24 protein-coding genes are annotated in these 24811 nt (G+C 67.4%); 18 read left to right on the top strand and 6 right to left on the bottom strand.

Annotated features, from left to right (window positions below; genetic code table 11):
• Positions 1-159 precede the first annotated feature (159 nt).
• On the top strand, positions 160-1407 hold the full coding sequence (locus ACODRV_RS02680; protein ID WP_488907312.1) for a DUF736 domain-containing protein: 1248 nt from the start codon (positions 160-162) through the stop codon (positions 1405-1407).
• Positions 1408-2041: 634 nt separating this feature from the next.
• On the opposite strand, the gene ACODRV_RS02675 is transcribed toward ACODRV_RS02680, so the two are convergent.
• A complete protein-coding gene (locus tag ACODRV_RS02675) occupies positions 2042-2542 on the bottom strand; it encodes a helix-turn-helix domain-containing protein (protein WP_291834314.1) in 501 nt (166 codons plus the stop codon).
• A gap of 408 nt (positions 2543-2950) precedes the next feature.
• Here ACODRV_RS02675 and ACODRV_RS02670 point away from each other — a divergent pair, with 408 nt between their 5' ends.
• Positions 2951-3472 (top strand): MobC family plasmid mobilization relaxosome protein, encoded by a 522-nt coding sequence (locus tag ACODRV_RS02670; RefSeq protein ID WP_488907311.1) that lies wholly within the window; start codon positions 2951-2953, stop codon positions 3470-3472.
• Positions 3473-3602: 130 nt separating this feature from the next.
• Here ACODRV_RS02670 and ACODRV_RS02665 read toward each other — a convergent pair whose 3' ends face one another.
• From ACODRV_RS02665 to ACODRV_RS02650, 4 genes are all read right to left on the bottom strand, one after another.
• Complete coding sequence (locus tag ACODRV_RS02665) at positions 3603-4748, bottom strand: DUF3800 domain-containing protein (RefSeq protein ID WP_488907310.1); 1146 nt, start codon at positions 4746-4748, stop codon at positions 3603-3605.
• A 434-nt stretch (positions 4749-5182) separates the two neighbouring features.
• Positions 5183-6466, bottom strand: a complete 1284-nt coding sequence (locus ACODRV_RS02660) for a site-specific integrase (RefSeq protein ID WP_488907309.1) — start codon at positions 6464-6466, stop codon at positions 5183-5185.
• Positions 6467-6632: 166 nt separating this feature from the next.
• Positions 6633-8063, bottom strand: a complete 1431-nt coding sequence (locus tag ACODRV_RS02655) for a M20/M25/M40 family metallo-hydrolase (protein ID WP_488907308.1) — start codon at positions 8061-8063, stop codon at positions 6633-6635.
• 113 nt (positions 8064-8176) lie between these two features.
• The gene (locus tag ACODRV_RS02650; protein WP_141626120.1) at positions 8177-8416 is read right to left on the bottom strand and encodes a DUF3297 family protein; all 240 of its coding nucleotides are present in this window, start codon (positions 8414-8416) and stop codon (positions 8177-8179) included.
• A gap of 120 nt (positions 8417-8536) precedes the next feature.
• On the opposite strand from ACODRV_RS02650, the gene ACODRV_RS02645 reads away from it, so the two are divergent.
• The 11 genes from ACODRV_RS02645 to ACODRV_RS02595 all read left to right on the top strand — a co-directional run bounded on the left by ACODRV_RS02645 (position 8537) and on the right by ACODRV_RS02595 (position 18229).
• On the top strand, positions 8537-9415 hold the full coding sequence (locus ACODRV_RS02645) for an alpha/beta hydrolase family protein (protein ID WP_488907307.1): 879 nt from the start codon (positions 8537-8539) through the stop codon (positions 9413-9415).
• Between the two features lie 26 nt (positions 9416-9441).
• Positions 9442-10293: an aldo/keto reductase gene (locus tag ACODRV_RS02640; RefSeq protein ID WP_488907306.1), complete on the top strand. Its 852-nt coding sequence runs from the start codon at positions 9442-9444 to the stop codon at positions 10291-10293.
• A 73-nt stretch (positions 10294-10366) separates the two neighbouring features.
• Complete coding sequence (locus tag ACODRV_RS02635; protein WP_141626117.1) at positions 10367-11896, top strand: UbiD family decarboxylase; 1530 nt, start codon at positions 10367-10369, stop codon at positions 11894-11896.
• Between the two features lie 125 nt (positions 11897-12021).
• Positions 12022-12366 (top strand): hypothetical protein, encoded by a 345-nt coding sequence (locus tag ACODRV_RS02630; RefSeq protein ID WP_141626116.1) that lies wholly within the window; start codon positions 12022-12024, stop codon positions 12364-12366.
• A gap of 140 nt (positions 12367-12506) precedes the next feature.
• Positions 12507-13136, top strand: coding sequence for a hypothetical protein (locus ACODRV_RS02625; protein ID WP_141626115.1), 630 nt, complete (start codon positions 12507-12509; stop codon positions 13134-13136).
• Between the two features lie 47 nt (positions 13137-13183).
• Positions 13184-15004 (top strand): M14 family metallopeptidase, encoded by a 1821-nt coding sequence (locus ACODRV_RS02620; RefSeq protein WP_488907305.1) that lies wholly within the window; start codon positions 13184-13186, stop codon positions 15002-15004.
• 23 nt (positions 15005-15027) lie between these two features.
• Positions 15028-15447, top strand: coding sequence for an MAPEG family protein (locus tag ACODRV_RS02615; RefSeq protein WP_488907304.1), 420 nt, complete (start codon positions 15028-15030; stop codon positions 15445-15447).
• A 40-nt stretch (positions 15448-15487) separates the two neighbouring features.
• Positions 15488-16840: a TldD/PmbA family protein gene (locus ACODRV_RS02610; protein ID WP_488907303.1), complete on the top strand. Its 1353-nt coding sequence runs from the start codon at positions 15488-15490 to the stop codon at positions 16838-16840.
• Positions 16837-17634, top strand: a complete 798-nt coding sequence (locus tag ACODRV_RS02605) for a 3'(2'),5'-bisphosphate nucleotidase CysQ (protein WP_141626111.1) — start codon at positions 16837-16839, stop codon at positions 17632-17634. Before ACODRV_RS02610 ends, ACODRV_RS02605 begins: the two co-directional genes overlap by 4 nt.
• A gap of 76 nt (positions 17635-17710) precedes the next feature.
• Positions 17711-17959, top strand: coding sequence for a DUF4170 domain-containing protein (locus ACODRV_RS02600; protein ID WP_141626110.1), 249 nt, complete (start codon positions 17711-17713; stop codon positions 17957-17959).
• A 45-nt stretch (positions 17960-18004) separates the two neighbouring features.
• Positions 18005-18229 (top strand): hypothetical protein, encoded by a 225-nt coding sequence (locus tag ACODRV_RS02595; RefSeq protein ID WP_141626109.1) that lies wholly within the window; start codon positions 18005-18007, stop codon positions 18227-18229.
• Between the two features lie 15 nt (positions 18230-18244).
• On the opposite strand, the gene ACODRV_RS02590 is transcribed toward ACODRV_RS02595, so the two are convergent.
• On the bottom strand, positions 18245-18910 hold the full coding sequence (locus tag ACODRV_RS02590; RefSeq protein ID WP_141626108.1) for a fused DSP-PTPase phosphatase/NAD kinase-like protein: 666 nt from the start codon (positions 18908-18910) through the stop codon (positions 18245-18247).
• A gap of 78 nt (positions 18911-18988) precedes the next feature.
• Between ACODRV_RS02590 and ACODRV_RS02585 the strand changes: the two genes are divergently transcribed.
• From ACODRV_RS02585 to lpxK, 5 genes are all read left to right on the top strand, one after another.
• Positions 18989-19561, top strand: a complete 573-nt coding sequence (locus tag ACODRV_RS02585; protein ID WP_141626107.1) for a hypothetical protein — start codon at positions 18989-18991, stop codon at positions 19559-19561.
• A 40-nt stretch (positions 19562-19601) separates the two neighbouring features.
• Positions 19602-21437, top strand: a complete 1836-nt coding sequence (locus tag ACODRV_RS02580) for an ABC transporter ATP-binding protein (RefSeq protein ID WP_488907302.1) — start codon at positions 19602-19604, stop codon at positions 21435-21437.
• Positions 21438-21606: 169 nt separating this feature from the next.
• The gene (locus ACODRV_RS02575) at positions 21607-22293 is read left to right on the top strand and encodes a lysophospholipid acyltransferase family protein (protein ID WP_488907301.1); all 687 of its coding nucleotides are present in this window, start codon (positions 21607-21609) and stop codon (positions 22291-22293) included.
• Between the two features lie 2 nt (positions 22294-22295).
• The gene (locus ACODRV_RS02570; protein ID WP_488907300.1) at positions 22296-23588 is read left to right on the top strand and encodes a 3-deoxy-D-manno-octulosonic acid transferase; all 1293 of its coding nucleotides are present in this window, start codon (positions 22296-22298) and stop codon (positions 23586-23588) included.
• Entirely contained in the window at positions 23585-24586 is a 1002-nt protein-coding gene (lpxK, locus tag ACODRV_RS02565; RefSeq protein ID WP_488907299.1) for a tetraacyldisaccharide 4'-kinase, read from the top strand. Before ACODRV_RS02570 ends, lpxK begins: the two co-directional genes overlap by 4 nt.
• Positions 24587-24811 lie beyond the last annotated feature (225 nt).

Below are 24811 nucleotides of genomic sequence, written 5' to 3'. Positions count from 1 at the left end.
CCTGACGGCCTTCCTCGCGAAACAAGAAAGTCTCTTGTCGCGGTCCTCCGCTTCGCTGCGGGGGCTCGCTCCGCTCTCCCTGCGCGCCGCCCGGGCCCCGGTCTCCCGATCGCCATCGAGGCCGCGGCAGGCGTGGCCCGAAGCAAAGGAGAGACTGTCATGGCCACCATCGGCACCTTCACCGCCCAAGGCGACGGCTACACCGGTTCGATCAAGACCCTCACCCTGAACGTCAAGGCGGCGGTTCTTCGGCCCAACGAGAAGAACGACGACAAGGCCCCCGACTTCCGGATCTTCGCCGGCCAGACCGAGTTCGGTGCCGCCTGGAAGCGCAAGAGCCAGCAAGACCGCGACTACCTCTCGGTCAAGCTCGACGACCTGGACGCCGGGATCGTCATGCGACCTCTCGACGAAGCGATAGTTGCAAAAGGGGGAGTCGCCGTCGGTCAACGTCATCCGGGCGAGCTCGCCGGAGACGACGTCCTCGGCGTCGAAGATGTGGCTCGCATTCTTCAGGATGCAGATGCGCTCCAGGAAGAAATCCCGGAAGCCGTCGATCAGAACCCGCGCTTCCCCGCCCTCTATGAAGGGCAAGGGATGGTGGCGGCCCATCTGCAGCAGGCCCCGCAGCATCTGGTAGCCGAAATGATCCAGCAGACCGGCGTGATCTTCCGCGAAGGCGATCAACTCGGTCATGAAGGCGTGCCGGTTTTCCGGCTTCAGGTCGGGATAGTCGAACCGGGCCATCAGGGCCGCGGTCCGGGCCCGGTCGGCGCGAAGCACGGTGCAGAGGTCCGACTTCAGGGTTTCCCCGAAGCCATCCGGCATTTTCCCGGCCGCCAGCACCGAGTCGACGACATCGACGACGGACCAGTAGAAGGGGTCGAGCGCGAGGTAGTGGACGAGGAAGTCTTCCTCCAGCGCCCAGTCGAGAAACGTTTCCAGCTTCCTCGACCCGAGGACCTTCGGAAACTCGCCCCGGCCGAAGAGCGCGAAATGCAGCTCCTCGGCGTTGGGCTGGATGAAGGCCCGCGCCCTCAGCGGCGCGACATCGATCGGGGTCGAATCCCGACGACCGAGACCGCCGAGCACCCAGCAGTTCAGATCCGGGACGTTGAAGGCGTCGGCCTGGAGATGCAGTCGCCGGACATTGTTCGTTTCGTCGTAGTAGAGCCAGTAGGCCCGGTCGGCGTGGATCAGGCCGTGCGCCTCGATGGCCGTCCGCCTCAGCATGTTCACGTCGATGACCGGGCTCGTCGTCCCGGAAGGCTCGCTCACGCCTCGTCCTTCCCGGGGCGGGGCAGGGCGAGACGCTCGGCCGGGTGGACCTCGGGGAAGCGGTCGACCGTCCCGCGCCAGTCGTCCATCGCCGGCGACAGCCAGCGGGTCATCTCCAGCATGGCCTGATGCAGCTTGGGCAGGTTCCAGTAGAGAATGGGTTCGTGGTGGGCGATCCGGTTCCGCAGGAGCCGCACCTGTGTCAGGCGCGCGGTGAAGTCCTTCCTGGCCAGGAAGCGGCCTTCCCGCGTGGCGATCCGGTGCAGGGTGCGCTTCCACAGATCGTCCTGCTCCCGCCCGAACATCGAGGTCCAAAAGCTGAAGGTCAGGGCGGCGACCACGCGGCCGTCCTCGATCGGCTTGCCCGCCTCGGTCAGCTCGGCGATCGCCGTGCGCACCTGTTCGGCCTGACGGTCGGTGACGTGACCGGCCTCGGGCTGGAACCAGCCCGGGCCATGGGCCTCGGACATCACCGTATGGATGCGATTGCGCAGCGCCACCTCCAGGGCCTGGAGGGGCACATAGAGGGCTTCGGAGACCTGGGTGTTCAGCGTATAGAGGGCCACGGCGCGCTCGCGGTCGCCTTCCGCCCACGCGACATAGCGGGCGAAGCGTTCGAGAGAGAGCGCGGCTTCCACCGCATCGGCGTCGGCCGCCGGCCTTGCATCAGGGTGGGTCATGGATTATCTCTACCTGCGTACACCCCGGGATCGCCTCTGCTGCAAAGCATGCCCCCGGGGTAAATCATTTCTGGGCCCGGACTTTACGGCTGACGCAGTCCCACCGGAGTGGAGACACGAAGCCGGGCGGCCTCCCGATCCTTGCGCGCCTGGGTGAACTCGGGTTCGAGCTTGCGGACCCGTTCGATCAGACCATCGAGATGGTAGATGTTGGAGGCCCAGTCGCCGGCCGCCGTCTTGCGCATCTCGCGACGCACCAGGCCGGCCTGCTCAAGCTGCCGCATATTGGTCTGGATAGTCTTCGGCTTCACACCGATGCGGCGGCCGAGCTCCGCCCGCGACGGGAAGGGAGCGCGGTTCGGGTCCCGGTAATAGTCCAGCAGCTGAACCAGGATGTTGAACTGCATTGCGGTCAGCCCCAGTCGCGACTGCGCCTGGATCAGGATCGACGGGATGCCGGCATAACCGTTGGCGATGACGGCCTTGCCCCAGATCCGGTCCTGCGACGCGGCGGTCTTGGCGGGGGGCGGGGCGGGGGCGAGCGGCGGGAACGGGACAACGCTCGGTGAGGCGGGGGTGGACATGGCGGAAACTCCTTCCCCACGAACCTATGGGTGCGATGGGCGGCGAACAAGGTTCCGGGGTTGCGGAAGTATGGCACCGTCATGACCTACCTGACTGGGTATGCTTACGATCGTTACGCCAGATGCGCTGCTTAACGTCCCGCTGATTCAGCGGCAGACTGAGGACCCAGGTGGGGTTCGCACGAGCCCCACCGGTAGGGCGGGAAAAAGACCCACCCTCCGAGCGGGCGCGCCGCGAGGTCTTCCTCTTCCCGCCTGGTTGGGGCGCCCTTCAGGGCGGCGGGCGAGCGGCCGGAACCGGCCGCCGAGGGGAGGTCGGGCAGCCCCGTAAGCCTACGGGGCGAAGGGGGTGAGGGTCTAGGGCAGGATAGGCTTTGCGCCGGCAATGTCTGACAGACCCACTCGCCCATGGATCGCCTCACCCTTCGCCTCCCTCCCGATTTGATCCGCCGCTTCGACGCCGCCGCGGCCTCGCGCGGCGGACGCGCGCGGCTCCTGCGACGGCTGATGGAAGCGGCGGCCCAGGCGCCGCTTCCGGAGGCCCCGGCGACGCCGCCCGCGCGCCTGAAGGCCAAACTGGGCCTGCGGCTGACCATCGAGGATATGACCGCCCTGGAGCGCGAGGCGGCCCGGAGAGGCCAGTCCCGGACACAATGGACCGTAGCTCTGATCCGCGCGCGGCTGCATGGCCGACCTCAGCTCAGCCGTGGCGAGGCGATCGCTTTTCTGGAGGTGCAGCGCGAACTTCGCCGGATCGGCGTCAACATCAACCAGATCGCCCGGGCCCTGAACACGGCCGTGATGGAGGGCGCGGTGCTGGACCTGGAGGTCGCCCAGCTGGACGCCTATGCGCACGAAATCCGCGCGCACCTGGTCGGGGTGCGGGACGCCTTCGCGGGTAATCTGTCGTACTGGACGCCCGACCCATGAACGACTTTCGCCTCCCGTCAGGGTTCGAGGAGGCGCTGCGTCCTCCCGTCCGCATGCGGCGGGCGAGGCTGGCGCACGCGGTGCTGCGTGTAACGCGAGGGAAGGGAAGCGAGCCGGCGACCGCCAGGCTTCAGCGCGTCGCGCGCCGCGCCCCGGAGGTGATGGTCATCTTCACAAGCGCTCGACCCGCTTCCAGCTTCTCTTCAGGCATGTCGCCGAACATCACCTCTCCGAACTGATTGAGCAGCGAGTGTTCGACCCCCTTGAAGGAGAAGTCGTTGTGCCAGCCGTTGGCGAGGATAAAGAGCAGCAGACGCTCGCAGTTCTCCGGCAGGTCCTTCCCCTTCAGCCACTGACCGTAAAGCCAGAGCGCGACGTCAGCCATCTGGATGCCGGCGCTCTGATCGTCGGGCTTCATGACGAAGAGACTGCCCGGAGCCCGCTGCAGGGAGTATCGCTCGCCAGCCCATTCGATGACATCCGGCGAGGCGTTGGAAAACAGACCGTGCCAGGAGCTCAGCGTACGGCCGAACTCGTTCTGCTCATCGTGGATGATCGACGCGATCTTCTTGTTCAGGCGGCTGGACATGGACTGAAGCCCTTCCAGAAGGTTCGCGAAGGCCACCAGATTGGGGAAGTGGCCTTGTTTGGCGAGCTTCTGCTCGGTGGCGAACTGGACGCACTCCGGGTGAGCGATGATCCAGTCCAGCCCCTGCCCCAGCAACTCGCGCGAACGCGCATCGGGCAGGATGTCGAGCCGGGCCTTGATCGCCTCGCAGATCGGCGGAAGCGCTGCGCGCGCGTCCGCTTCCTTGGGCATCAGCAGGCACGTCCAGAAATCCCGGGCGATATCATCGGTGATGACGCCGGCGAGCTTGAACGCTCCGATGATCTTGAGCGGCTTCAGATTATAGGCGTGCCACGGGACGGCGGCGTTCTCCCCGGAATCGAACAGGGTGTCGAACATCTTGGTCGCCAGCAGGTACTTCTTCTCGACCCTCGAGACGAAGAAGGTCGCTCCGGCGCGATGCAGCAACCGGAGCAGGTCGTCAGCGATCGTTTCCAGTCGCCCGAGACCGAGCTCGTTCGCGTGGATGGCGGTAGCGCCGACCTTCCCGGCGATGGCCCGGACCTTGTCGCCGTAGTTCCGGTCGAAGTCGCCCCGGCTGACCAGGGCGGCGGTGTAATAATCGGGCTGCGCCGTGTCGAAGATGTTCCTTCCGGTGTTTCCGGATTCATCGACGTAGGCGAACAGCGGCGTGCGGGCTTCTCCCATGGTTTCTTATTCTCCGTTCTCAGGGGGGCCTGAGACATCGGAACCGGACACCACCAGTTCAAGGCGCAGCGTTCATCGAATTCGGGTTGGTGCGGGCGGCCGGGGTCGAACCGGCATGGGCAAAGCCCGACGGATTTTCATACCACTTCGACTTTCGCCGCCGCCCGAGGGCGTTCGTGGTCTGGACTATCCCTTCGTCATAGCCCGAAGGCCTTAGACGCCGCCCGTCTAGTCTCTACACCTTCCCGTCGAGAGACGGGCTTGGCTCGGGATCGCCATTTGACAGGGTTCCCCGACTTTGAGCGGTTCTACGTCCGGGATTTCCCCCGGCGCACTCAATCCTCAGCTTAAGTCCGTTGCGTCTACCAGTTTCGCCACGCCCGCGAGCCGAACCGGCTCTATAGCCGCGTTCGGCCGCTATCGCCAAGGCGAGGTCAGTCGACGTTCGCCGCCTGAGCCGTCCCTGCCCGCCCTTTGGCCGGCTTCGCCTTGCGGACGTTGATCGCCGAGGCGTCGAGCACGTTCTTGATGTGCGAGGCGTAGTATTTCTCGATCATCTCCACGCTGGTCCGGCAGTTCTTGGCGACCTGGTAGATGTCCGCCCCCTCCATTAGTCGCATCGAGATGTAGGTGTGCCGCAGGCTGTAGGCAGTTCGCGGCTTGCCGTCCCGGTCCTTCTTGAGCCCGAGTTCGTCCAGGATGGCGTTCAGGAGCTCGCGCTGGACCAGTCCGAAAACCAGATCGGTCGGCTGGCCGTTCTTGCGCTTCAGGACCCGCTCGAAGGGACGCACGGCGCCCGGCATGCTCTTGCAGTACCCGACGCCCCGCTTTCCCCGGACTTCGATCTCCAGGATCCGTTCGCCGGTGGCCTCGTCCTCGACGATGGAGACGTCCCTGAACTCAAGACGCTGCGCCTCGTCGGGACGAAGGCCGGTGTTGACCATGAACAGGACGAAGTCGTGGAACTGCTCGCACTCCTCGCGCCACCGTTCCTTTTTCGGGTTCTTTGCCCTCTCCCGCGTCGCTTCGTAGAGCCGCTTGTATTCCTCGGGGGAGAACCAGGCCCGATGGCTGATCTTCCCGGACGCACGATAGGGGTTGCTCATATCGGGGAGGGCCGAAATCCAACCCTTGCGGTTGGCGCTCTTCAGGATCTGTCGGAGGCAGACCATCTCGTTGTGGAGCGTCTGCCGGCTCGGACGCTTCCAGGCCTTGGCCTTGCCGATCCGCTCCCGACCGTCTGAGACGAAGCGCACCCGCTGTGGCTCCTCGGGAGGTGTAACCCGCTGAAGCCGATAGTCCTGAATCCGACCTGCAGAGACCTCGGAGATCGGCAGGTCGCCGAAGAACGGGTTCAGGTAGAGCCGGATCACCCTACCCTTGCTCGCGACGTACTGAGCGTTGCGCTCGCCCAGCGTCATCGCCGCGTACTCCTTCTCGAACGCCGCGGCAGCCTCGCGGAATGTCTTCTCGCCGCTTCGGCGCGGGGCGATCCGCTCCGGAATTACGACCATCGAATTTGGAGCCGTCGGCAACACGCCGTGCCTCCGCAACCGGTCCTCGGCTACGCGATCGAGATACCAGTCTCGGGCGAACTCTCGCGCGTAGGCGATGTTCGTTTCCTTCGTCGACTGACGATAGTTGCGACCGCTCAGGTACGTCGCGCACTGCCAGAAGCGGCTGTTCTCGCGACGGTACACATGGAGCTTTCCATCCATGAGGGAGTGAGACTCCGACACATGACCTCCTTGCCGCTCACGGCAACTGTGTAAGGCATGTGTAAGTCTCTACTCCTCCTAACCCATTGATTTAGATACGTAAATCTACGGTAGTGGGTTTTAAGTCTCCTGCGTCTACCAATTTCGCCACGCTCGCGGCGATCCGTCAGTGAGCAGGCGCACTCGCCGCCGAGCGCAGGGCCCGGAAGTCCACGTCGGAATCGGCGATCAGGTACACCAGCCCGGCCCACGCGGCCACGTTCTGGCTCAGTTGTTCCGGATCGATCTTGTCCAGGGTGTCGTCGGCGGTGTGGTGCAGGTCGAAATAGCGGGTGCCGTCTTGGCTCAGGCCGAACACCGGCACGCCCGCCTCGGCCAGCGGGCCGACATCGGCGCCGCCATGCAGTTCCGGGGTTTGCGAGGCCAGCACGCCGATGGGGTACAGCACCTGCGTCGCGGCGCGCTGGAAGGCGCCGTTCTGGGCGCCGGGCGGCAGTTGCAGGGCATAGACCCGGTCAGCGCCGAAGTCGCTTTCGCCCGCGATGATGTGCTGGTCCACCGCCGCGCCGATGCCGCGCAGATAGGCGCCGCCGCCGTTGCCTGTATCGGTTGGTTGGGACACTTCCTCCGAGCCGTACAGGACCACGCGCACCGTGCGCGCCGGACGACGGCCGCTTTCGGCGATGGCCTTGGCGGCGGCCAGGGTGATCGCTCCGCCCGCGCCGTCGTCGATGGCGCCGGTGCCGAGATCCCAGCTGTCCATGTGCGAGCCCAGCACGATCACCTCGTTCGGACGCGAGGCGCCCGTGATCTCGCCGACCACGTTCTGGGACACGGTCTCATAGGTATGGGCGGTCGAGGACAGGCGCAGACGCACCGTCTCGCCGCTGGCGATCAGGCGCGACAGCTGGCTGGCGTCCGGCGCCGACAGGGCGAAGCCCGGCAGGGGCACGCGGCCTTCGACATAACGGGTGGTGCCGGTGTGCGGCATGCGATGCTCATCCGAGCCGACCGAGCGCATGATGAAGGCGACCGCGCCCTTGGACGCGGCGGCGGCGGGGCCGGCGCCGCGGATGCGGGTCAGCGGGCCATAACCGGCGCCGTCCTGCATGCGCACCATCTGGCCCGCGTCGACATAGGCGATCTTGCCCGTCAGGGATCCGGCCGGGGCGGCGTTCAGGGCTTCAAGACTGGTGAAGCGCACCACCTCGGCCTCGATGACGCCGTTTGTGCCGGGCGAATGACCCAGCGCCGCGACGACCAGACGCTGCGGATGCGCGCCGACGATGGAGGCGCTCTCCTCCCCCCGCTCCCAGCCGATCAGCGGGAAGGTCTCGATGCGCACGTTCTGGAAGCCATGCTCCCGCATATAGCCGGCCGCCCATTCGGCGGCGGCCTGCTCCGAGGGCGAACCCGCCGGGCGCGCGCCGAAGGTCGTGGTCAGGCGGGTGACGTAGTCCAGCGCGATATTCTGTTCGAGCGCCGCGTCGCGAATACGCTCGGCCCGCTGGATCGTCGCGGCGTCCTGTGCGGCGGCCGGAAGGGCGAAGCCCAGCGCCAGCGCGCTGGCGGCGAGAAGACGGGCGGACAAACGCATGACGGCTCCGGGGGGACTCAACGATGGAGCCGGACCCTAGACCCACATTGTCGCACCGGGAAGCATGTCGGGGCGCCGCGTGTCAGCAGCGCCCTCAACGGTCGTCACAGGGCTCAGGCGTCGCCCTTGATCCACACCTCGACAGGCCCCTGCAGCTTCACGGTCAGGGCCTTGCCGCGGCGGTCGACACGGTTGCCGACGGCCAGACGGACCCAGCCTTCCGAGATGCAGTATTCCTCGACGTTGGTCTTTTCCTCGCCCTTGAAGCGGACGCCGATGCCCTGCGCCAGCAGGTCGGCATCGTGGAACTTGCTGTCGGGATCGACGGACAGGCGGTCGGGAAGGTCGGTCATGGAATGGCTCTTCGGCAAATCAGCCGACGCCTTTAGCGGTTCCGTCGCCCGGCTCCAAGCTCTTGACCTGACGCCGGGTCAATCCACTAGGTTCGTTTCAAATCACTACGGACCTCAATCGTGACCGACCTGACGATCCGCGACTTCACCGCCCCGGCCGCCGACGGCTATCCGCTGTCGATGCGGCTGGTCTCCGCCTCCGAGCCGATCGTGGCGGTTCTGGTCAGTTCCGGCACCGGCTTCCCCAAGGGGTTCTACGACCGGTTCGCCCGGTATCTGGCGGGCAAGGGCGCGGCGGTCCTGACCTATGACTTCCGCGGCATCGCGGGCTCGCGCCCAGACGATCTGGCGGCGATGCAGATGGACTATGTCGACTGGGGCCGTCTCGACATGCCCGCGGCGCTGGACGCCCTTATCGAGGCAGCGCCGGACCGGCCGCTCGTCCATGTCGGCCACAGCGTCGGCGGCCACTTCCTCGGCTTCATGCCCAATCAGGACCGGATTTCGAAACACGCCTTCGTCTCGGTCGGCAGCGGCTACTGGGGCCGCCACCACCGGTCCTACAATCCCATGGAGTTATTCTTCTGGCTCGGCTTCGGCCCGCTCAGCCTGGCCCGGCACGGCTATATCAAGGGCGGCGGCTTGTGGGCCGGGACCGACCTGCCACGCGGCGTCTTCGAGACCTGGCGACGCTGGTGCCTGAAGGAGCCCTACTTCCTCGATGAGCTGAAGCATGAGTTGAGGCCGCATCACTTCGACGCCGTCACCGCCCCGATCCACTCGTGGATATTCACCGACGACCCCATCGCCACACCCGTGACCGGGCCGATCCTGATGCAGGTCTACCCGAACGCCCCGCGCGACATGACCGTGCTCGCGCCCGTCGATTTCGGCCTGAAGCGCATCGGCCACGAGGGCGCGTTCCGGAAGGGCATGGAGCCGTTCTGGGATCAAATGGCGGACTGGCTGCTTGAACCGGCGACGTCACGGCATAGGTAAGCGCCTCCCATTCCCGGAGCCTTCCCATGACCGACCAGCCCGCCATCACCGTGGACGGCCACACCATCCCCCTGCTCGGCTTCGGGACCTGGAATCTGGAGCCGGCCGACGCCCGCAAGATGGTCGCCGAGGCCCTGCGTATCGGCTACCGCCACATCGACACGGCGTGGATTTACAAGAACGAGGCGGCGGTCGGCGACGGCATCCGCGACGCCATCGCCGCCGGCCATGTGAAGCGCGAGGACATCTGGCTGACGACCAAGATCTGGGTCGCGCACTTCCACCGCGCCGACCTGCTGAAGCAGGCGAAGGAGTCCGCCGAGGCGCTGGGCTTCACGCCCGACCTGCTGCTGCTGCACTGGCCCAAACCCGAGCCGTCGTTCGAGGAGACGCTGGGCGCTCTCAATGAGGCGCTGGAGCAGGGCTTCACGAAGAGCATCGGCCTGTCGAATTTCCCGTCGTTCGACTTCGCCCGCGCCCAGAGCCTGTCGAAGGCGAAACTGGTCACCAACCAGGTCGAGTATCACCCCTACCTGAAACTCACGTCGCTGATCGCCACGGCGAAGGAACTGGGCTCGTCGATCACCGCATGGTCACCGCTGGCCCAAGGCAACATCGCCACCGATCCGACCCTGATCGAGATCGGCAAGGCGCACGGCAAGTCCGCCGGTCAGGTCACCCTGCGCTGGCTGATCCAGCAGAACATCATCGCCATCCCCCGCACCAGCAAGGTCAGCCGCGCCGAGGAAAGCTTCGACATCTTCGACTTCGCACTGTCGGCGGAAGAGATGGACCGCATCCACGCCCTCGCCCGTCCCGACGGCCGCCTCGGCGACTGGCTCGACAAGGCCTTCCAGTGGGACGAAGAATGGGCTTGAGGTCGGGTCTGCGCTGACGCGACACGGCAAAGGCGGCGTGACAGAACCAGTCGGTCCGCCTAAGCCTCCGCCCATGGCCTACAAATCGCTGCGCGACTTCATCGAAATCCTCGAAGCCGAGGGCGAGCTCGTTCGGGTAAGCGAGCCGGTCTCCACTCATCTCGAGATGACCGAGATTCAGACCCGGCTGCTGCGCAACGGCGGCCCGGCGGTGATCTTTGAAAAGCCGGTCATGCCGGACGGCACGATCAGCCCCATCCCCTGCCTCGCCAATCTGTTCGGGACGGTGAAGCGGGTCGCCATGGGGGTGACGCTGGAGAAGAAGCAACGCACCACCGCCGCCGAACTGCGCGAGGTCGGCGAACTGCTGGCCTTCCTTCGCAACCCGACCCCGCCGCGCGGTTTCGGCGACGCGATGGAGATGCTGCCGCTGGCCCAGACCGTCATGGCCATGCGCCCCAGGACGGTGAAGACCGCGCCCGTGCAGCAGGTGGTGCTGAAGGGCGACCAGATCGACCTGACCTCGCTGCCGATCCAGGGCTGCTGGCCCGGCGAGCCCGCGCCGCTGATCACCTGGGGTCTGGTCGTCACCAAGGGGCCGTCCGACGCCCGCGAGGACGACTTCAACCTCGGCATCTACCGCATGCAGGTGCTGGGCAAGGACAAGGCGATCATGCGCTGGCTGGCCCACCGCGGCGGCGCCCAGCACTACGCCCGTCACAAGAAGACCGGCTCGCGCGAGCCCCTGCCCGCCGCCATCGTCCTCGGCGCCGATCCGGGCACCATCCTCGCCGCCGTGACCCCGGTGCCGGACACCCTGTCGGAATACCAGTTCGCCGGCCTGCTGCGTGGCGCCAAGGCCGAGCTGGTGCCCTGCAAGACCGTGCCGCTGATGGTCCCGGCCCAGGCCGAGATCGTGCTGGAAGGCCATGTCCTGCTGGACGAGCACCACGCCGAGGGACCCTACGGCGACCACACCGGCTACTACAACTCGGTCGAGACCTTCCCGGTCTTCCAGGTCACCGCCATCACCATGCGGAAGGACCCGATCTACCTCACCACCTTCACCGGCCGCCCGCCGGATGAGCCCTCGGTGCTGGGGGAAGCGCTGAACGAGGTCTTCATCCCCCTGCTGCGTCAGCAGTTCCCGGAGATCACCGACTTCTGGCTGCCGCCCGAGGGCTGCAGCTATCGCATCGCCGTGGTGTCGATGAAGAAGGCCTATCCCGGCCACGCCAAGCGCGTGATGCTGGGCGTGTGGAGCTACCTGCGCCAGTTCATGTACACCAAGTGGGTGATCGTCGTGGACGACGACATCAACGCCCGCGACTGGAAGGACGTCATGTGGGCCATCTCGACCAAGATGGACCCGGCGCGGGACATCACCCTGATCGAGAACACCCCGATCGACTATCTCGACTTCGCCAGCCCGGAGAGCGGGCTGGGCTCGAAGATCGGTCTGGACGCCACCGACAAGTGGGAGCCGGAGACCAAGCGCGAGTGGGGTGAGGAAATCCGCATGGAGACCGAGGTCATCGACCGCGTCTCAGACATGTGGGACCGCCTCGGCCTGCCCGGCGACAAGACGCCGATCTGGAGGTAGTCGCGCCCGTTGTGTTCCCGGCGCCGCTGTTCACGATGCAGTGCAACATCTGTGTCAGAAAAACGCTTCCCAAATGACAGTCTTGTAATCTAACGTCCGGGCTTCGCTTGGACACGGAGCCCCTCATGCGCGCACTCATCGCCGTTCTCGCCGTCGCCACCGCCATGCCGGTGATCAGCATTCCGACCATTTCCGACGCGCAGGTCCTGACCGGTCGCAATTCGGCCCGCGGCGCCTCGCGTCCGCGTCGCGTGCAGCCGCCGCGCCTCACCCCCGCTGAACAACAGCAGCTTTGGGACGCCCAGGACACCGTCGCCGACCTGAACGCCCAGATCGAAGCGATCCAGGAGCAGGGCGCCGCCGCCGGTGGCCTCAGCGCCGCCCAACGCGCCGAGATCGCCGGGCACACCACCCGTCGCAACGAGGCCCAGGCCACCGTCGACCGCCTGGTCGCCAAGCGCGGCGCCTGACGGCGCAAGGCCAATCCGGCTTTTTAACAGCCGGCGTCGCCCCTGCTCCGGGAGCGGCGCCGGCTGTTTGCGTTTGCGGGGGCGGAGAGGGTGACGGACGGCGCCCCAAGGCATAGGTTGCCCGGAACAAGGGTGGGGCCATGAGCGCGTTCGAGTTCTTCTTCAGCTTCTACGGCCTTCTGCTGGGCCTGTGCGTTGCCGAACTCGTCGGCGGTTTCGCCCGCGTGCTGCATGAGAAGGAGCGTGTTCGCTTCGGCTGGCTGACCCCCGTGCTGGCGGCCTTCGTCGCGCTGGATGTCGTCACCTTCTGGAACCAGGCCTGGGTGATCTTCCGCGGCGCGCCGTTCAATTCGGCCTTGCTGATCGTCGGGCTGATCATCGCCTCCACCTTCTATGTCGCCGCCAGCGTGACCTTCCCGCGCCTTACGGCCGAGGGCCAACACGGCCGGATAGATCTCGACCAGCATTTCTGGAAGCACCGCAGGCTGGTGTTCGGCTGCATCATGACCGCCAACCTCTGCGTCGGCCTGCTGTTCCTCGGACTGATGAGCGTCAACACGGGCTTCGCCGCCCTGTCCACCGTCCGCCTGTGGGTGGGCTTCGGCATATTCTTCAGCACCACCGCCGTCGCGGCGTTCGCGCCATGGCGCCCCGTCGTCATCGCCGCCCTTCTGATCGTGCTCGCCTACAGCCTGTGGAGCGCGTCTCAGGCCGCGATCCACCTGATGGCTTCGGGCGCCTGGTCGCCCGCGCTCGGGGTCACCGGTTAAGCCTGACCCGCTTGCGGCAACCCGTCATTTGGTCGAGGAAGGGCGCCATGCGCACGCCCCTTCTGATCGCAGCCGCCCTCCTGTTCGCGAGTCCCGCCATGGCCCAGTCTGTTTCCAACACCGCGCCGTGGGATCAACCCTTCCTGCCCCCGGCTCCGGAATGGAACGGCGCCAGCCGCGACCTGCTGCGCGACGCCTCCGACCCGTGGGTCACCGCGTTCGAGGCTGATCCCGACCACGACTTCAGCCCCGATTATGCTGACACCCGCGCGTGGTTCGACCGGCTGGACGCCGCCTCGGACCTGATCCGCATTGAACAGTTCGGCGTCTCGCCCGAGGGCCGCCCGATCTACGCCGTCATCGCCTCGAAGGACGGCGCGACCTTCGATCCGTCCAAGTCGGTGCTGCTGGCGCAGGCGGGCATCCACCCCGGCGAGATCGACGGCAAGGACGCGGGCATGATGCTGCTGCGCGACATCGCCTTCTACGGCAAGGATGACCTGCTGGACCGGGTCAACCTGATCCTGATCCCGATCCTGTCCGTCGACGGGCACGAGCGCGCGAGCGCCTACAGCCGCCCGAACCAGCGCGGGCCCCGTATTCAGGGCTGGCGCAACACGGCGACCAACCAGAACCTCAACCGCGACTACCTGAAGCTGGACCAGCCCGAGATGCGGGCGGTGCGCGGCCTGATCGTGAAGTACCGGCCCGACCTCTACGTCGACATCCACGTCACCGACGGCATGGATTACCAGTACGACGTCACCTACGGCTACAATGGCGAGAACGGCCTGTATTCCCGCTCGCCCGCCACGGCCCGCTGGCTGGACGACGCCTTCAAGCCCGCGATCAATGCGGCGCTCGAGGCCCGCGGCCACATCCCCGGCGAACTGGTGTTCGGCATCGACGACCAGAACCCGCGCGCGGGCCTGAACGACGGCGGGCTGGGCGAGCGGTTCTCCAACGGCTGGGGCTCGGCGGCTCACGTCCCGACCATCCTGATCGAGAACCACAGCCTCAAGCCGCACGAACAGCGCGTTCTGGGAACCTATGTCTTCCTTGAGCGCACCCTGAAACTGCTGGCCACCGAGGGGGCGGGCCTGCGCACCGCCATCGCCGCCGACAGCGCCCTGCGTCCCGCCGAGATACCGGCCAACTTCGCGTCTGACGAACAGCCGTCCTCGACGCGCGCCTTCAAGGGCATCACCTACGAGACTTACGACAGCCCCGCCTCGGGCCGCCGGGAGATCCGCTGGCTGGGCCAACCGGACCCGCAGGTCTGGCAGATGCCCTTCTACTCCTCGCACCCGACGCTGACCCTGCGCCGGCCCGAGGCCTACTGGGTGCCGTCCTATCGTACCGACATCATCGAACGCCTGCGCATCCACGGCGTGACCATGGAGCCCCTCTCGGCCCCGCGCACAGTCCCCGTCGAGATGCTGCGCCTGAACGATCCGCGCCTCGCCACGCGCGCCAACGAGGGCCACGTCCAGACGACCGTGACGCAGGTCACGCCGCTCCAGCGCGACTGGACCTTCCCGACCGGCTCGGTCCGCGTGCCGACCGACCAGCCGCTGGGCGACATCGTCGTTCTGCTGCTGGAACCGCAGTCGTCCGAAAGCTTCTTCGCCTGGGGCATGTTCCCCGAGGTCCTCAGCCGTGTGGAATACATCGAAGGCTACGCCATCGCCCCGCTGGCCGAACGCATGATGGCCGCCGATCCGGCGCTGAAGGCCGAGTTCGAGGCCAAGCTGGCAGCCGAGCCCGACTTCGCCGCCAACGGCGACGCCCGCCTGCAGTGGTTCTACGAGCGCACGCCGTTCTATGATGATCACTACCGGCTCTATCCAATCGCGCGCGAAAACTGACCATATCCCCGGGGAGGGACACCATGAGCATCGAACAGGCCCTGGCCTTTCATACCGAGGCGTTCCGCGCCGTCGCCCTCTGGACCGGCCTGTCTCTGCTGTTCATCCTGTGGCTGTCGATGCGGATCAGCGCCGGACGGCGCAAGTTGAAGGTCTCTGTCGGCGACGGCGGCAATCCCGCCCTGACCGCCTCCACCCGCGCCTTCGGCAACGCCATTGAGTATATCCCTCTGGCTCTGATCGCCCTCGCCGTGGTCGCGGTCTTCTACAGCGCGGCCATCGTTCACGCCGTGGGCGGCGCCTTTTTCATCGGCCGAGCCCTGCACGCCTGGGGCATGGGTCAGGAGAAGCAGCCCGCCGTCGGCCGGATGCTCGGCATGATCCTGACCTATCTGACCTTCATCGGCTCTGCGGGCCTGCTGATCTTCGCCGCCGTCTTCTGACGGCGGTTGCGCGCGGACGGAGGCCCGGCCATATCGGGGCATGACCTCCCCGCGTGACGCCGCCGCCTCCGACATCCTGCCCGATCTGATCGCCGCCGCCCTCAAGGCCGGCGCGGACGCCGCCGAGGCGGTGACCTCCGAACGCGCCTCCCTCTCCATCGGCGTGCGCAACGGCGCGCTGGAGGATGTGGAACGCGAGGAAAGCCGCGATCTCGGCCTGCGCGTCTTCATCGGCAAGCGTCAGGCCACCGTCTCGGCCTCGGACCTGTCGGACAAGACCCGCGCCCGTCTGGTCGAACGCGCGGTCGCCATGGCCCGTCTCGCCCCGGAAGACCCCTGGGCCGGTCTCGCGCCGCAGGATCGTCTGGCCAAGGGCCCCTTCCCCGATCTCGACCTCTACGATCCGGCCGAGCGCAGCGCCGCCGAGCTGGAGGCCGCCGCCGCCGCCGCCGAGGCCGCCGCCCTGTCCGTGGAAGGTGTCGCGAAGTCCGAAGGCGGTCATGCCGCCGCCTCGTCCAGCCGCTGGCGTCTGGTCACCTCGCACGGCTTCGACGGCGCCTATCAGGGCTCGGCCTTCTCGCTGGGCGTCGGCGTCATCGCCGAGAAGGACGGCGCCATGGAACGCGGCGGCGAGCACCGCGCCGTGCGCCACCTCTCCGACCTGCCCTCCGCCGAAGCCATCGGCGCCTATGCGGGCAAGCGCGCCGTCGAACGCACCGGCCCGCGCAAGATCGCCTCGACCACCGCACCGGTGATCTTCGAGAACCGCATCGCCACCCAGGTCCTGTCGCCCCTGCTGGGCGCCATCTCCGGCGCATCAATCGCCCGCGGCACCTCCTTCCTGAAGGACAGGCTCGGCCAAGCTGTTCTGCCGAAGGGCGTAAACCTGATCGACGATCCCTTCCGTCCGCGCGGCCTCGGCTCCACCCCGTTCGATGACGAAGGCGTCGCGGTCTGGAAGCAATCCATCGTCGAGGACGGCGTTCTGACCACCTGGCTGATGAACAGCTCCAGCGCGGCCCAGTTGGGTCTCGCCTCGACCGGGCACGCCTCGCGCGGCCTCGCCGGTCCTCCCGGCGTCTCAACGCACAACCTGCACCTCGAAGCCGGCGAGCAGGACCTGAATGGTCTGATGGGCGCCGCCGGGACCGGCCTGCTGATCACCTCCATGTTCGGCCCCTCGCTGAACGGCAACACGGGCGATTGGTCCGCCGGGGTCTCGGGTTTCTGGTTCGAGAACGGTGAGCGCGCCTATCCGGTCAGTGAAGTCACGGTCGCGGGCAATCTGAAGGATTTGTGGGCCCGTCTGATCCCCGCCTCGGACCTTGAGTTCCGGGGCGGCTTCAACAGCCCGTCCCTGCTGTTCGACGCGGTGGCCATCGCGGGCAAATGACGGATTACGCGGACGATCTCGAACTCATCCGCGAGGCGGTCCTCGCCGCCGGCGAACTGGCCCTGTCCGAGCGCGAGGCCGGTCTGAAGATCTGGTCCAAGTCCGGCGGCTCGCCCGTCACCTCCGCCGATCTGGCGGTGGACGCCTTGCTGCGCGACCGGCTGCTGGCCGCCCGGCCCGACTACGGCTGGCTGTCCGAGGAAACCGCCGACACCGCCGAGCGTCTGACGAAGCGGCGCATCTTCGTGGTCGACCCCATCGACGGCACCGTTGCCTACATGAAGGACAAGCCGTGGTGGTGTATCCCTATCGCCGTGGTCGAGGACGGCCGCCCGGTCGCGGCCGTCATTCATGCGCCGATGCTGAACGAGACCTTCGTCGCCACACTCGGCGGCGGGGCCAGCCTGAATGAGCACGCGATCACCCCGTCCGACACCACCGATCTGGATGACGCCTCGGTGCTGGCCGACGCCCGGTTGATGGAGGGCCCGCTGTGGCCCGAGCCCTGGCCGCCCATGCGCTATGAGAAGCGCAACGCCCTCGCCTACCGCATGGCCCTGGTCGCCGCGGGCGCCTTCGACGCCGCCATCGCTCTGACGCCGAAATGGGACTGGGACGTCTGCGCCGGCGCCCTGATCGCCGAGGAGTCCGGCGCCAAGGTCAGCGACCACCACGGTCTTCCGTGGCGGTTCAACCAGCCCGATCCGCGACAAACCAGCCTGATCTGCGCCGCTCCGGGCCTCCACCCGTTGATCCTGAAGCGCACAGGGCCTATTCCGCTCGCGCCCCGCTGATCCGTCTCTTCAGGTGATCTCAACCTGCTCGTGGGACGGTGACACCCCTGACTGCCCTCCCCCCGGGAACGAGAACATGACCACGAACGCCGATCCGGCCCAACTTCTTCACATCGTCATCGGCGGCGAGCTGCGCCATCTGGACGCGCCCGTCTTCCGCGATGTCAGCCAGATCGAGTTCGTCGGCGCCTTCCCCAACTATGAGGAAGCGCGCAAGGCTTGGAAGGCCAAGGCCCAGGCTTCGGTCGACAATGCCCACATGCGCTACTTCATCCTGCACGCCCACCGCCTGATCGACCCGCGCGGCGACGCGGCGGAACACTAAGCCGGGGCAGGCATTGTGCCTGCCTCAGGAACCGGAGACCGCGCCATGACCCTGTTTGGCCGCACCCTCGGCGTCGAGGAGATCAGCATGCTGGTCTTCCTGCTGATGTCTCTGGCGATCTGGGTCATGGCCCTGCGCAATGAAATGGCCTGGACCCGCTGGTTCCGGAACTGGGAAGCCCGGCGCAAGGCTCGCCGCGAGGCCGAACTGGCGCAGGAGCGCGGATCCAATCCCACCTCGCCGGACGGCCCGCGCGGCCCTTGGGGCTGATCGGAGGGCTGAGCCCTACTCCCGCTTCAGCAGTTTTTCCGTCAGCAGGGTGCCCCACCACTGCCCCTTGAACTCGGCTCGTATCGCCTTCGGATCATAGGCCGGGCTGTCGACCCAATCGAGGAAGCTGACGCCCGTCGGCTCCACCTCCTTCAGATACTTCTCCAGCGTATAGTCCAGCACCCCCGTCAGCCCCTCGCGGTGGTGCAGGTATTTCTTCGACAGCTGGCCGATGGCCTCGCTGATCGGCTCGCCCAGATGGAAGTGGCGATAGAAGACCGCCATCATCCCCGCCCGGTCCGCGCCCGACTTGCAGTGGATCAGCACCGGATATTCGATCGTCTCGAACAGCCGCTTCGCCCGGTGGATGCGATCCGTCTGCGGCGGATCGCGGCTGTCCAGCGGCGCGTCGATCAGGGTCAGGCCCAGCCGCTCGCACGCATCCTTCTCCAGCGCATAATAGGCCTCATCCCGCGCCCCGCGCAGGTTGATGACCGTCTTGATCCCCTGCGATTTCCAGTAGGCCAGCTGTCGCGGTGACGGCTGGTTCGTCCGCACCAGATCCGGCCCCAGCCAGTGGGCGTTCATGAACCACCGCCGCAGGAAGGCGTGGTCCTTCCAGACATAGTCCCAGCGCGCCTTGAAGCGGCCGGCGCGGGTGGAGAGATCGTAGGACGACATGAGTGTGGAGATAGAGGGTCTGGAGCCAATCGTCATCTGGCGGTTTGAGTCTACGCTACCGACCACAGGAGAGCCGCCATGAAAGCTGTCACCCTTGTCGCCACGGCCCTTCTGATCGTGGGTTGCCGGCCCGGCGCCGGGACGGGGACGCCGACCGAGGCAAGCTCCGCAGCTGACCTGCAGCGCCCCGCGCCTGCCGCAACGCCCGCACCGGGCGCCGACCCGGCTCTCACGGCGTTTCTGCAAGAGCGGACGGCCGATGCGATGGCGCCGCTCGGGTACGTCGCGCGCGAGGTGGGCGAAGGCGAGCAGGCCCTGACACTGGTCTATCTGGTCGGACCGGAATTCTGCGGCAGCGGAGGCTGCAAACTGCTGATCCTGCGCAAGACCGGCGGAACCTATGCGGTGCTGGGCGACACGTCGGTCACTCGCGCCCCTGTCCGGGTGCTTTCAACCCGAACAAACGGCTTGCCAGACATCGGTGTGCGTGTCGGCGGCGGCGGACTCATCAACGGCTATGAAGCCCGGCTCAAGTTCGACGGTTCACGCTATCCTTCCAATCCCACCGTCGCGCCCGCCGAACGCATCGAGGGCGCGGAAGGCGTTATTCTGATCACCGACGAGGACGCCCGGACATCACTCAAGTCATAGGCGGCTTGACTTCCTTCCCCCGTCGTCCGACCTCGGTGCGATGACGACGCCCGCCCCCGCCGACGATGAGAAGGAAGCCCTGCGCCCGCTGCTGGGGCGTATCTGGCGGGACTATCTTTCGCACCACCGGACGCCGCTGTTCCTGTCCATCGCCTGCGCCGCCGTGGTCGGCGTCATGGCCGCGACCGTGCTGCAACTGCTGCAACCCGCCATCGACGGCCTGTTCCTGGGCAAGCCGGTCACCATCTGGCGCGTCATCACCATTCAGCCCGAGCATGCCCTGATCGGCATTCCCGCCATCATCGTCGGGGCCGGGGTGATCTGGACCATCGCGGCGCTGGGTCAGGCGGCGCTGGTCAACCGGTTGGGCCACGGCATCGTCGGCGACATTCAGGTCAAGCTGTTCGGCTCGATGATCCGCGCCGATCTGGCCCGCCTGCGCAGCCAGCATTCGGGCGGATTCGTCGCCTCGGTCCTGTTCGACGCCAATCTGGTGCGCGAGGCCTTCACCAACGGCGTGGTCAACTACACCCAGCACAGCCTGACCCTGATCGCGGTCATCGCCTACATGGCGTGGTCGGACTGGAAGCTGACCCTGATCGTCCTGCTGGGCGCGCCCCTGATCGCTTACGTCCTTCAACGCTTCGGCAAGCGGATGCGCAAGGCCACCACCGGCGCCATGGTCGAGACCGGCAACCTGTCGACCGCCCTGATGGAGAACCTCGACGGCGTCCGCCTGATCAAGATCGAGAACCGGGAGGCGGCCGAGGAAGCCCGCGTCGGCGAGGTCGTCGCCCGCCGCCAGCGTCACGTCATCAAGTCCGCCGACAGCCGCGCCTTCGCCGGTCCCTTCTCCAATCTGGTCGCCATGATCGTGGTCGCCGCCGTCATGGCCTATGCGGGCTGGCAGGCGCGTCAGGGCCAGATGAGCGTCGGCGCCTTCGCCGCCTACATCGGCCTGCTGATGTCGGCGGGCCAGTCGCTGCGTCAGGTCACCAACCTCCAGACCGTGATGACCGAGGGCCTGACCGCCGCGCGTCGTCTGTTCGGCTCGCTCGACATCCAGCCGGAAATCCGCGAGGCGCCCGACGCCGCCGACCTGCCCGCCGGGCCGGTCACCGTGGCGCTGGACCACGTCAGCTTCGCCTACGCCCCGGCGGCCGAGGGCGGCGCCCCGACCCTGTCGGACGTCTCCCTGACCGTGAAGCCGGGCGAGACCATAGCCCTCGTGGGCCCCTCCGGCGGCGGCAAGTCCACCATCCTGTCCCTGCTGCCCCGCTTCTATGACGTGACCGCCGGCGCCGTGACCCTGAACGGTCGGGACATCCGCGAGCTGAAGCTGCACGACCTGCGCAGCCGCATCGCGCTGGTGACGCAGGAGCCCTTCCTGTTCGACGACACCATCGCCGCCAACATCGCCTATGGCCGCCCCGGCGCCACCCAGGCCGAGATCGAGGCCGCCGCCGCCAGCGCCGCCGCCCACGACTTCATCACCGCCCTTCCCGAAGGCTACCAGACCCGCGCGGGCGAAGCGGGCCTGCGCCTGTCCGGCGGCCAGCGCCAGCGCATCGCCATCGCCCGCGCCTTCGTGAAGGACGCGCCGATCCTGCTGCTGGACGAGGCCACCAGCGCCCTCGATACAGAAAGCGAGACCCTCGTTCAGGCCGCGCTGGAGCGTCTGATGGAGGGCCGCGCCACCCTGATGATCGCCCACCGCCTGTCCACCGTCCGCAACGCCGACCGCATCTATGTGATCGAGGCGGGCAAGGTGGTCGAAAAGGGCTCCCATTCGGCCCTCGTGAAGAAGGGCGGCCTCTACGCCCGTCTGGCCAGGCAGCAGTCGCTCGACGGTGATCCGGTCGAGGTGGTGTCGTGAGTGTCGCGTCGAACATCTCCCCTTCCCCTCGAGGGGGAAGGAGCCGGGGGATAGGGTGGCGGCACACTGTCACGGAGTATGGCGCGCGAGACGACGGAGCCTTTATGGCTCGCCTTGCAATGACCTGCCCCCACCGCACCCAACCCTCCCCCTCGAGGGGAGGGCTTTCATGAGACCCCTGCGCATTCCTTTCATCCAGAACACCCTGGCGTGGGTGCTCGCCGCATGGATGCGCTTCTGCTTCGCCACCATCCGCTGGACCCATCAGAACGAGGGCGCGGCCGAGGCGGTCTGGAAACAGGGCGGCGGCGTGCTGGCCGTCTTCTGGCACTCGCGCATCGGCCTCAGCCCCGCCTGCTGGCCGCTGGATCGCGCCACGCCCGCCAAGGCCCTGATCTCGCTCAGCGCGGATGGAGAGTTCATCGCCAAGGCCGTCGCCCGTCAGGGCTTCCCCGCCGTGCGCGGCTCCTCGACCAACAAGGACAAGGCCAAGGCGGCCAAGGGCGGAACACAGGCCCTGCGCGACGGGCTGAAGCAGCTGAAGGTCGGCGGTCTGGCCATCACCCCTGACGGCCCGCGCGGCCCCGCCCGCCAGATGGCCGAGGGCCTGCCCATGCTGGCGAAGATTTCGGGCGCCCCCGCCCTGTTCATCGGCCTGAGCTGCAATCCGGCCATCCGCCTGAACAGCTGGGACAAGGCCGTCCTGCCCCTGCCCTTCGGCAAGGGCGCCATTGTCTGGGACGTGGCTGACTATCCCGAAGGCGCCGAAATGGCCGACGTCGTCGCCGCCTGGACCGAGCGTCTCAATGCGGTGGAGGCCGAGGCCGACGCCATCACCGGCCTGAAGCGGGTCTGACCTTGAGCCCCGCCCTGATCCTCTACCGGCTCCTGACCCGGATGCTGGAGCCTCTGGCCCCCCGCCTGCTCGACGGTCGGGCGAAGAAGGGCAAGGAAGACCCCGTTCGCGTCGATGAACGGCTGGGGACCACACGCGTCCCCCGCCCGGACGGAGAGGTCGTCTGGCTGCACGGCGTCAGCGTCGGCGAGACCCTGTCGCTTTTGCCCGTGGTCGAGCGGCTGCGCGCCGTCCGTCCGGACCTGAACATCCTCGTCACCTCCGGTACGCTGACGTCCGCCAACCTGCTGGCCCGCCGCCTGCCCGAGGGCGTGATCCACCAGTTTGCTCCCGTCGACGCCCCCGGCGCCGTCGACGCCTTCCTGACGAAATGGAAGCCTGTCGTCGGAATCTTCGTCGAAAGCGAGCTGTGGCCGAACCTGATCCTGGAGTCGCGTCGTCGCGGGGTGAAGCTGGTGTTGGCCAGCGCCCGCATCACCGAAAAGACCGTCGCCGGCTGGCGGCGCTTCCCCGGCGCGGCGCGTGAAATCCTGTCGGCCTTCGACGTGGTCCTGCCGCAGGACGGCGTGTCCGCCGACCGGCTGGAAAGCCTCGGCGCCCGGATCGACGGCCATGTGAACCTGAAGCTGGCGGGCGAGGCCCCGCCGCATGACGGCGCGGCCTTCACCAGGCTCAGCGCCGCCATCGGCGACCGGCCCGTGGTCGTGGCCGCCAGCACCCACGACGGCGAGGAAATCGCCATCGTCCGCGCGCTGGACAAGCTGACCGACCGCCTCTGCCTGATCCTGATCCCCCGCCACCCGGAACGCAGCGCCGCCATCGCCGCCGCCCTGACCCGGGACGGCTACCGCTTCGCCCTGCGCTCCCAGGGCCGTCAGCCGGACAACGACACCGACCTCTACGTCGCCGACACCCTTGGCGAGATGGGTCTGTTCCTGCGACTGGCCGACGTCGTCGTCATGGGCGGCAGCTTCTCGGCGGCGCTGGAGAAGCCCCCGGTCGGCGGTCACAACCCGCTGGAGCCCGCGCGTCTGGGCAAGCCCGCCATCACCGGGCCGGACATGACCAACTGGGCCGCTGTCACAGAGGCGTTGGTCGAGGCGGGCGGTCTCCAGATCGTCGCCGCCCCGTGGGACCTGCCGGGCGCTCTCACGCCCCTGCTGGCCGATGACAAGGCCGCCCGCGCCATGGGGGAACGCGGCCGCCGGGCCGCCGCCGAGGCCGGCTCGGGTCTGGAGCGGCTCATCGACAGCCTGCATCCCCTGCTGCCGCCCGCGCCCCGGAAACGCCGATGAGCCTCAGCACCCCCAGATGGTGGTACCTGCGCGACCGCAAGCACGCGGCCATGACGCGGATGCTGCTCAAACCCGTCTCGTGGATCTGGGCAGGCGTCACGGCCAACCGGATCGCGAAGGCGACGCCGGTTGATCCCGGCGTGCCGATCATCTCCATCGGCAATCTGACCGTGGGCGGATCGGGCAAGACGCCCATCGCGCGCGAGGTCCTGCGTCTGCTGCGCGCCTCCGGCGTCGACGCCCAGGCCCTGTCGCGCGGCTACGGCGGCAAGTTGGAAGGCCCCGTCCGTGTCGACCTGACCACCCACACCGCCGCCGATGTGGGTGACGAACCCCTGATGCTGGCGCTGGACAGCCCGGCGTGGATTTCCCGTGACCGTGTGGCCGGAGCGAAGGCCGCCGCCGCCTCTGGCGCGCAGGCGCTGGTGCTGGACGACGGTCATCAGAATCCGGCCCTGAAGAAGACCCTCAGCCTGATCGTCGTGGACGGCGAGACGCGCGATGAAGAATGGCCCTTCGGCGACGGCTCCGTCTTCCCCTCCGGCCCCATGCGCGAACCGCTGAAGGCCGGGCTGGCTCGCGCCGACGCCGTGGTCATCCTGATGCCGTCCGATCTGGCCGAGCCTGATCCGGAACTGGTGGAGACCTTCGGCGCCCTGCCCGTCTTCATCGCCCGGCTGGAGCCCGCCGGTCCGCCGCCATCAGGCCCGCTGCTCGGTTTCGCCGGCATCGCCAAGCCGTGGAAGGTCGAACGCTCGCTGAAGGCCGCGGGCGGCGAACTGGCCGACTTCGCCCCCTTCCCGGATCACGCCGCCTTCAAGGAGGAAGACCTGCGCTTCCTCGCCGACCGGGCGGAAACCTTCGGCGCCACCCTCGTCACCACCGAAAAGGACTGGTCCCGCCTGCCCCCCGAATGGCGCGCGCGCGTGGTCAGTTGGCCGGTCAAGGCGACCTTCGAGGACGAGACGGGGTTCCGGTCCTTGCTCGGTTCCCTCTGATCACGAGAGTTTTATCGCAGCGCACAATTTGCGTGATCTGATCGCGCAAAGCCGCCGCAGTTAGGGGAACGCCGTTCCCCCGCAAGGATAAAGCACCCTCGTCGTGGGGCTTTGAGCGGCAAGGCTTGAGGCCTCATGTGTGACCGTCCGCGACCGCCCCGGCGCCCGATTTCGGGATCCGTCCCCGGATCACCCGCCCTGTCCACCACCGGACGCCAAGGCTGA

The sequence above is a fragment of the Brevundimonas sp. FG8 genome, from assembly GCF_057808845.1.
Note: the sequence above shows the minus strand (reverse complement) of the source record. Positions and strands in the feature narration are given on the sequence as shown.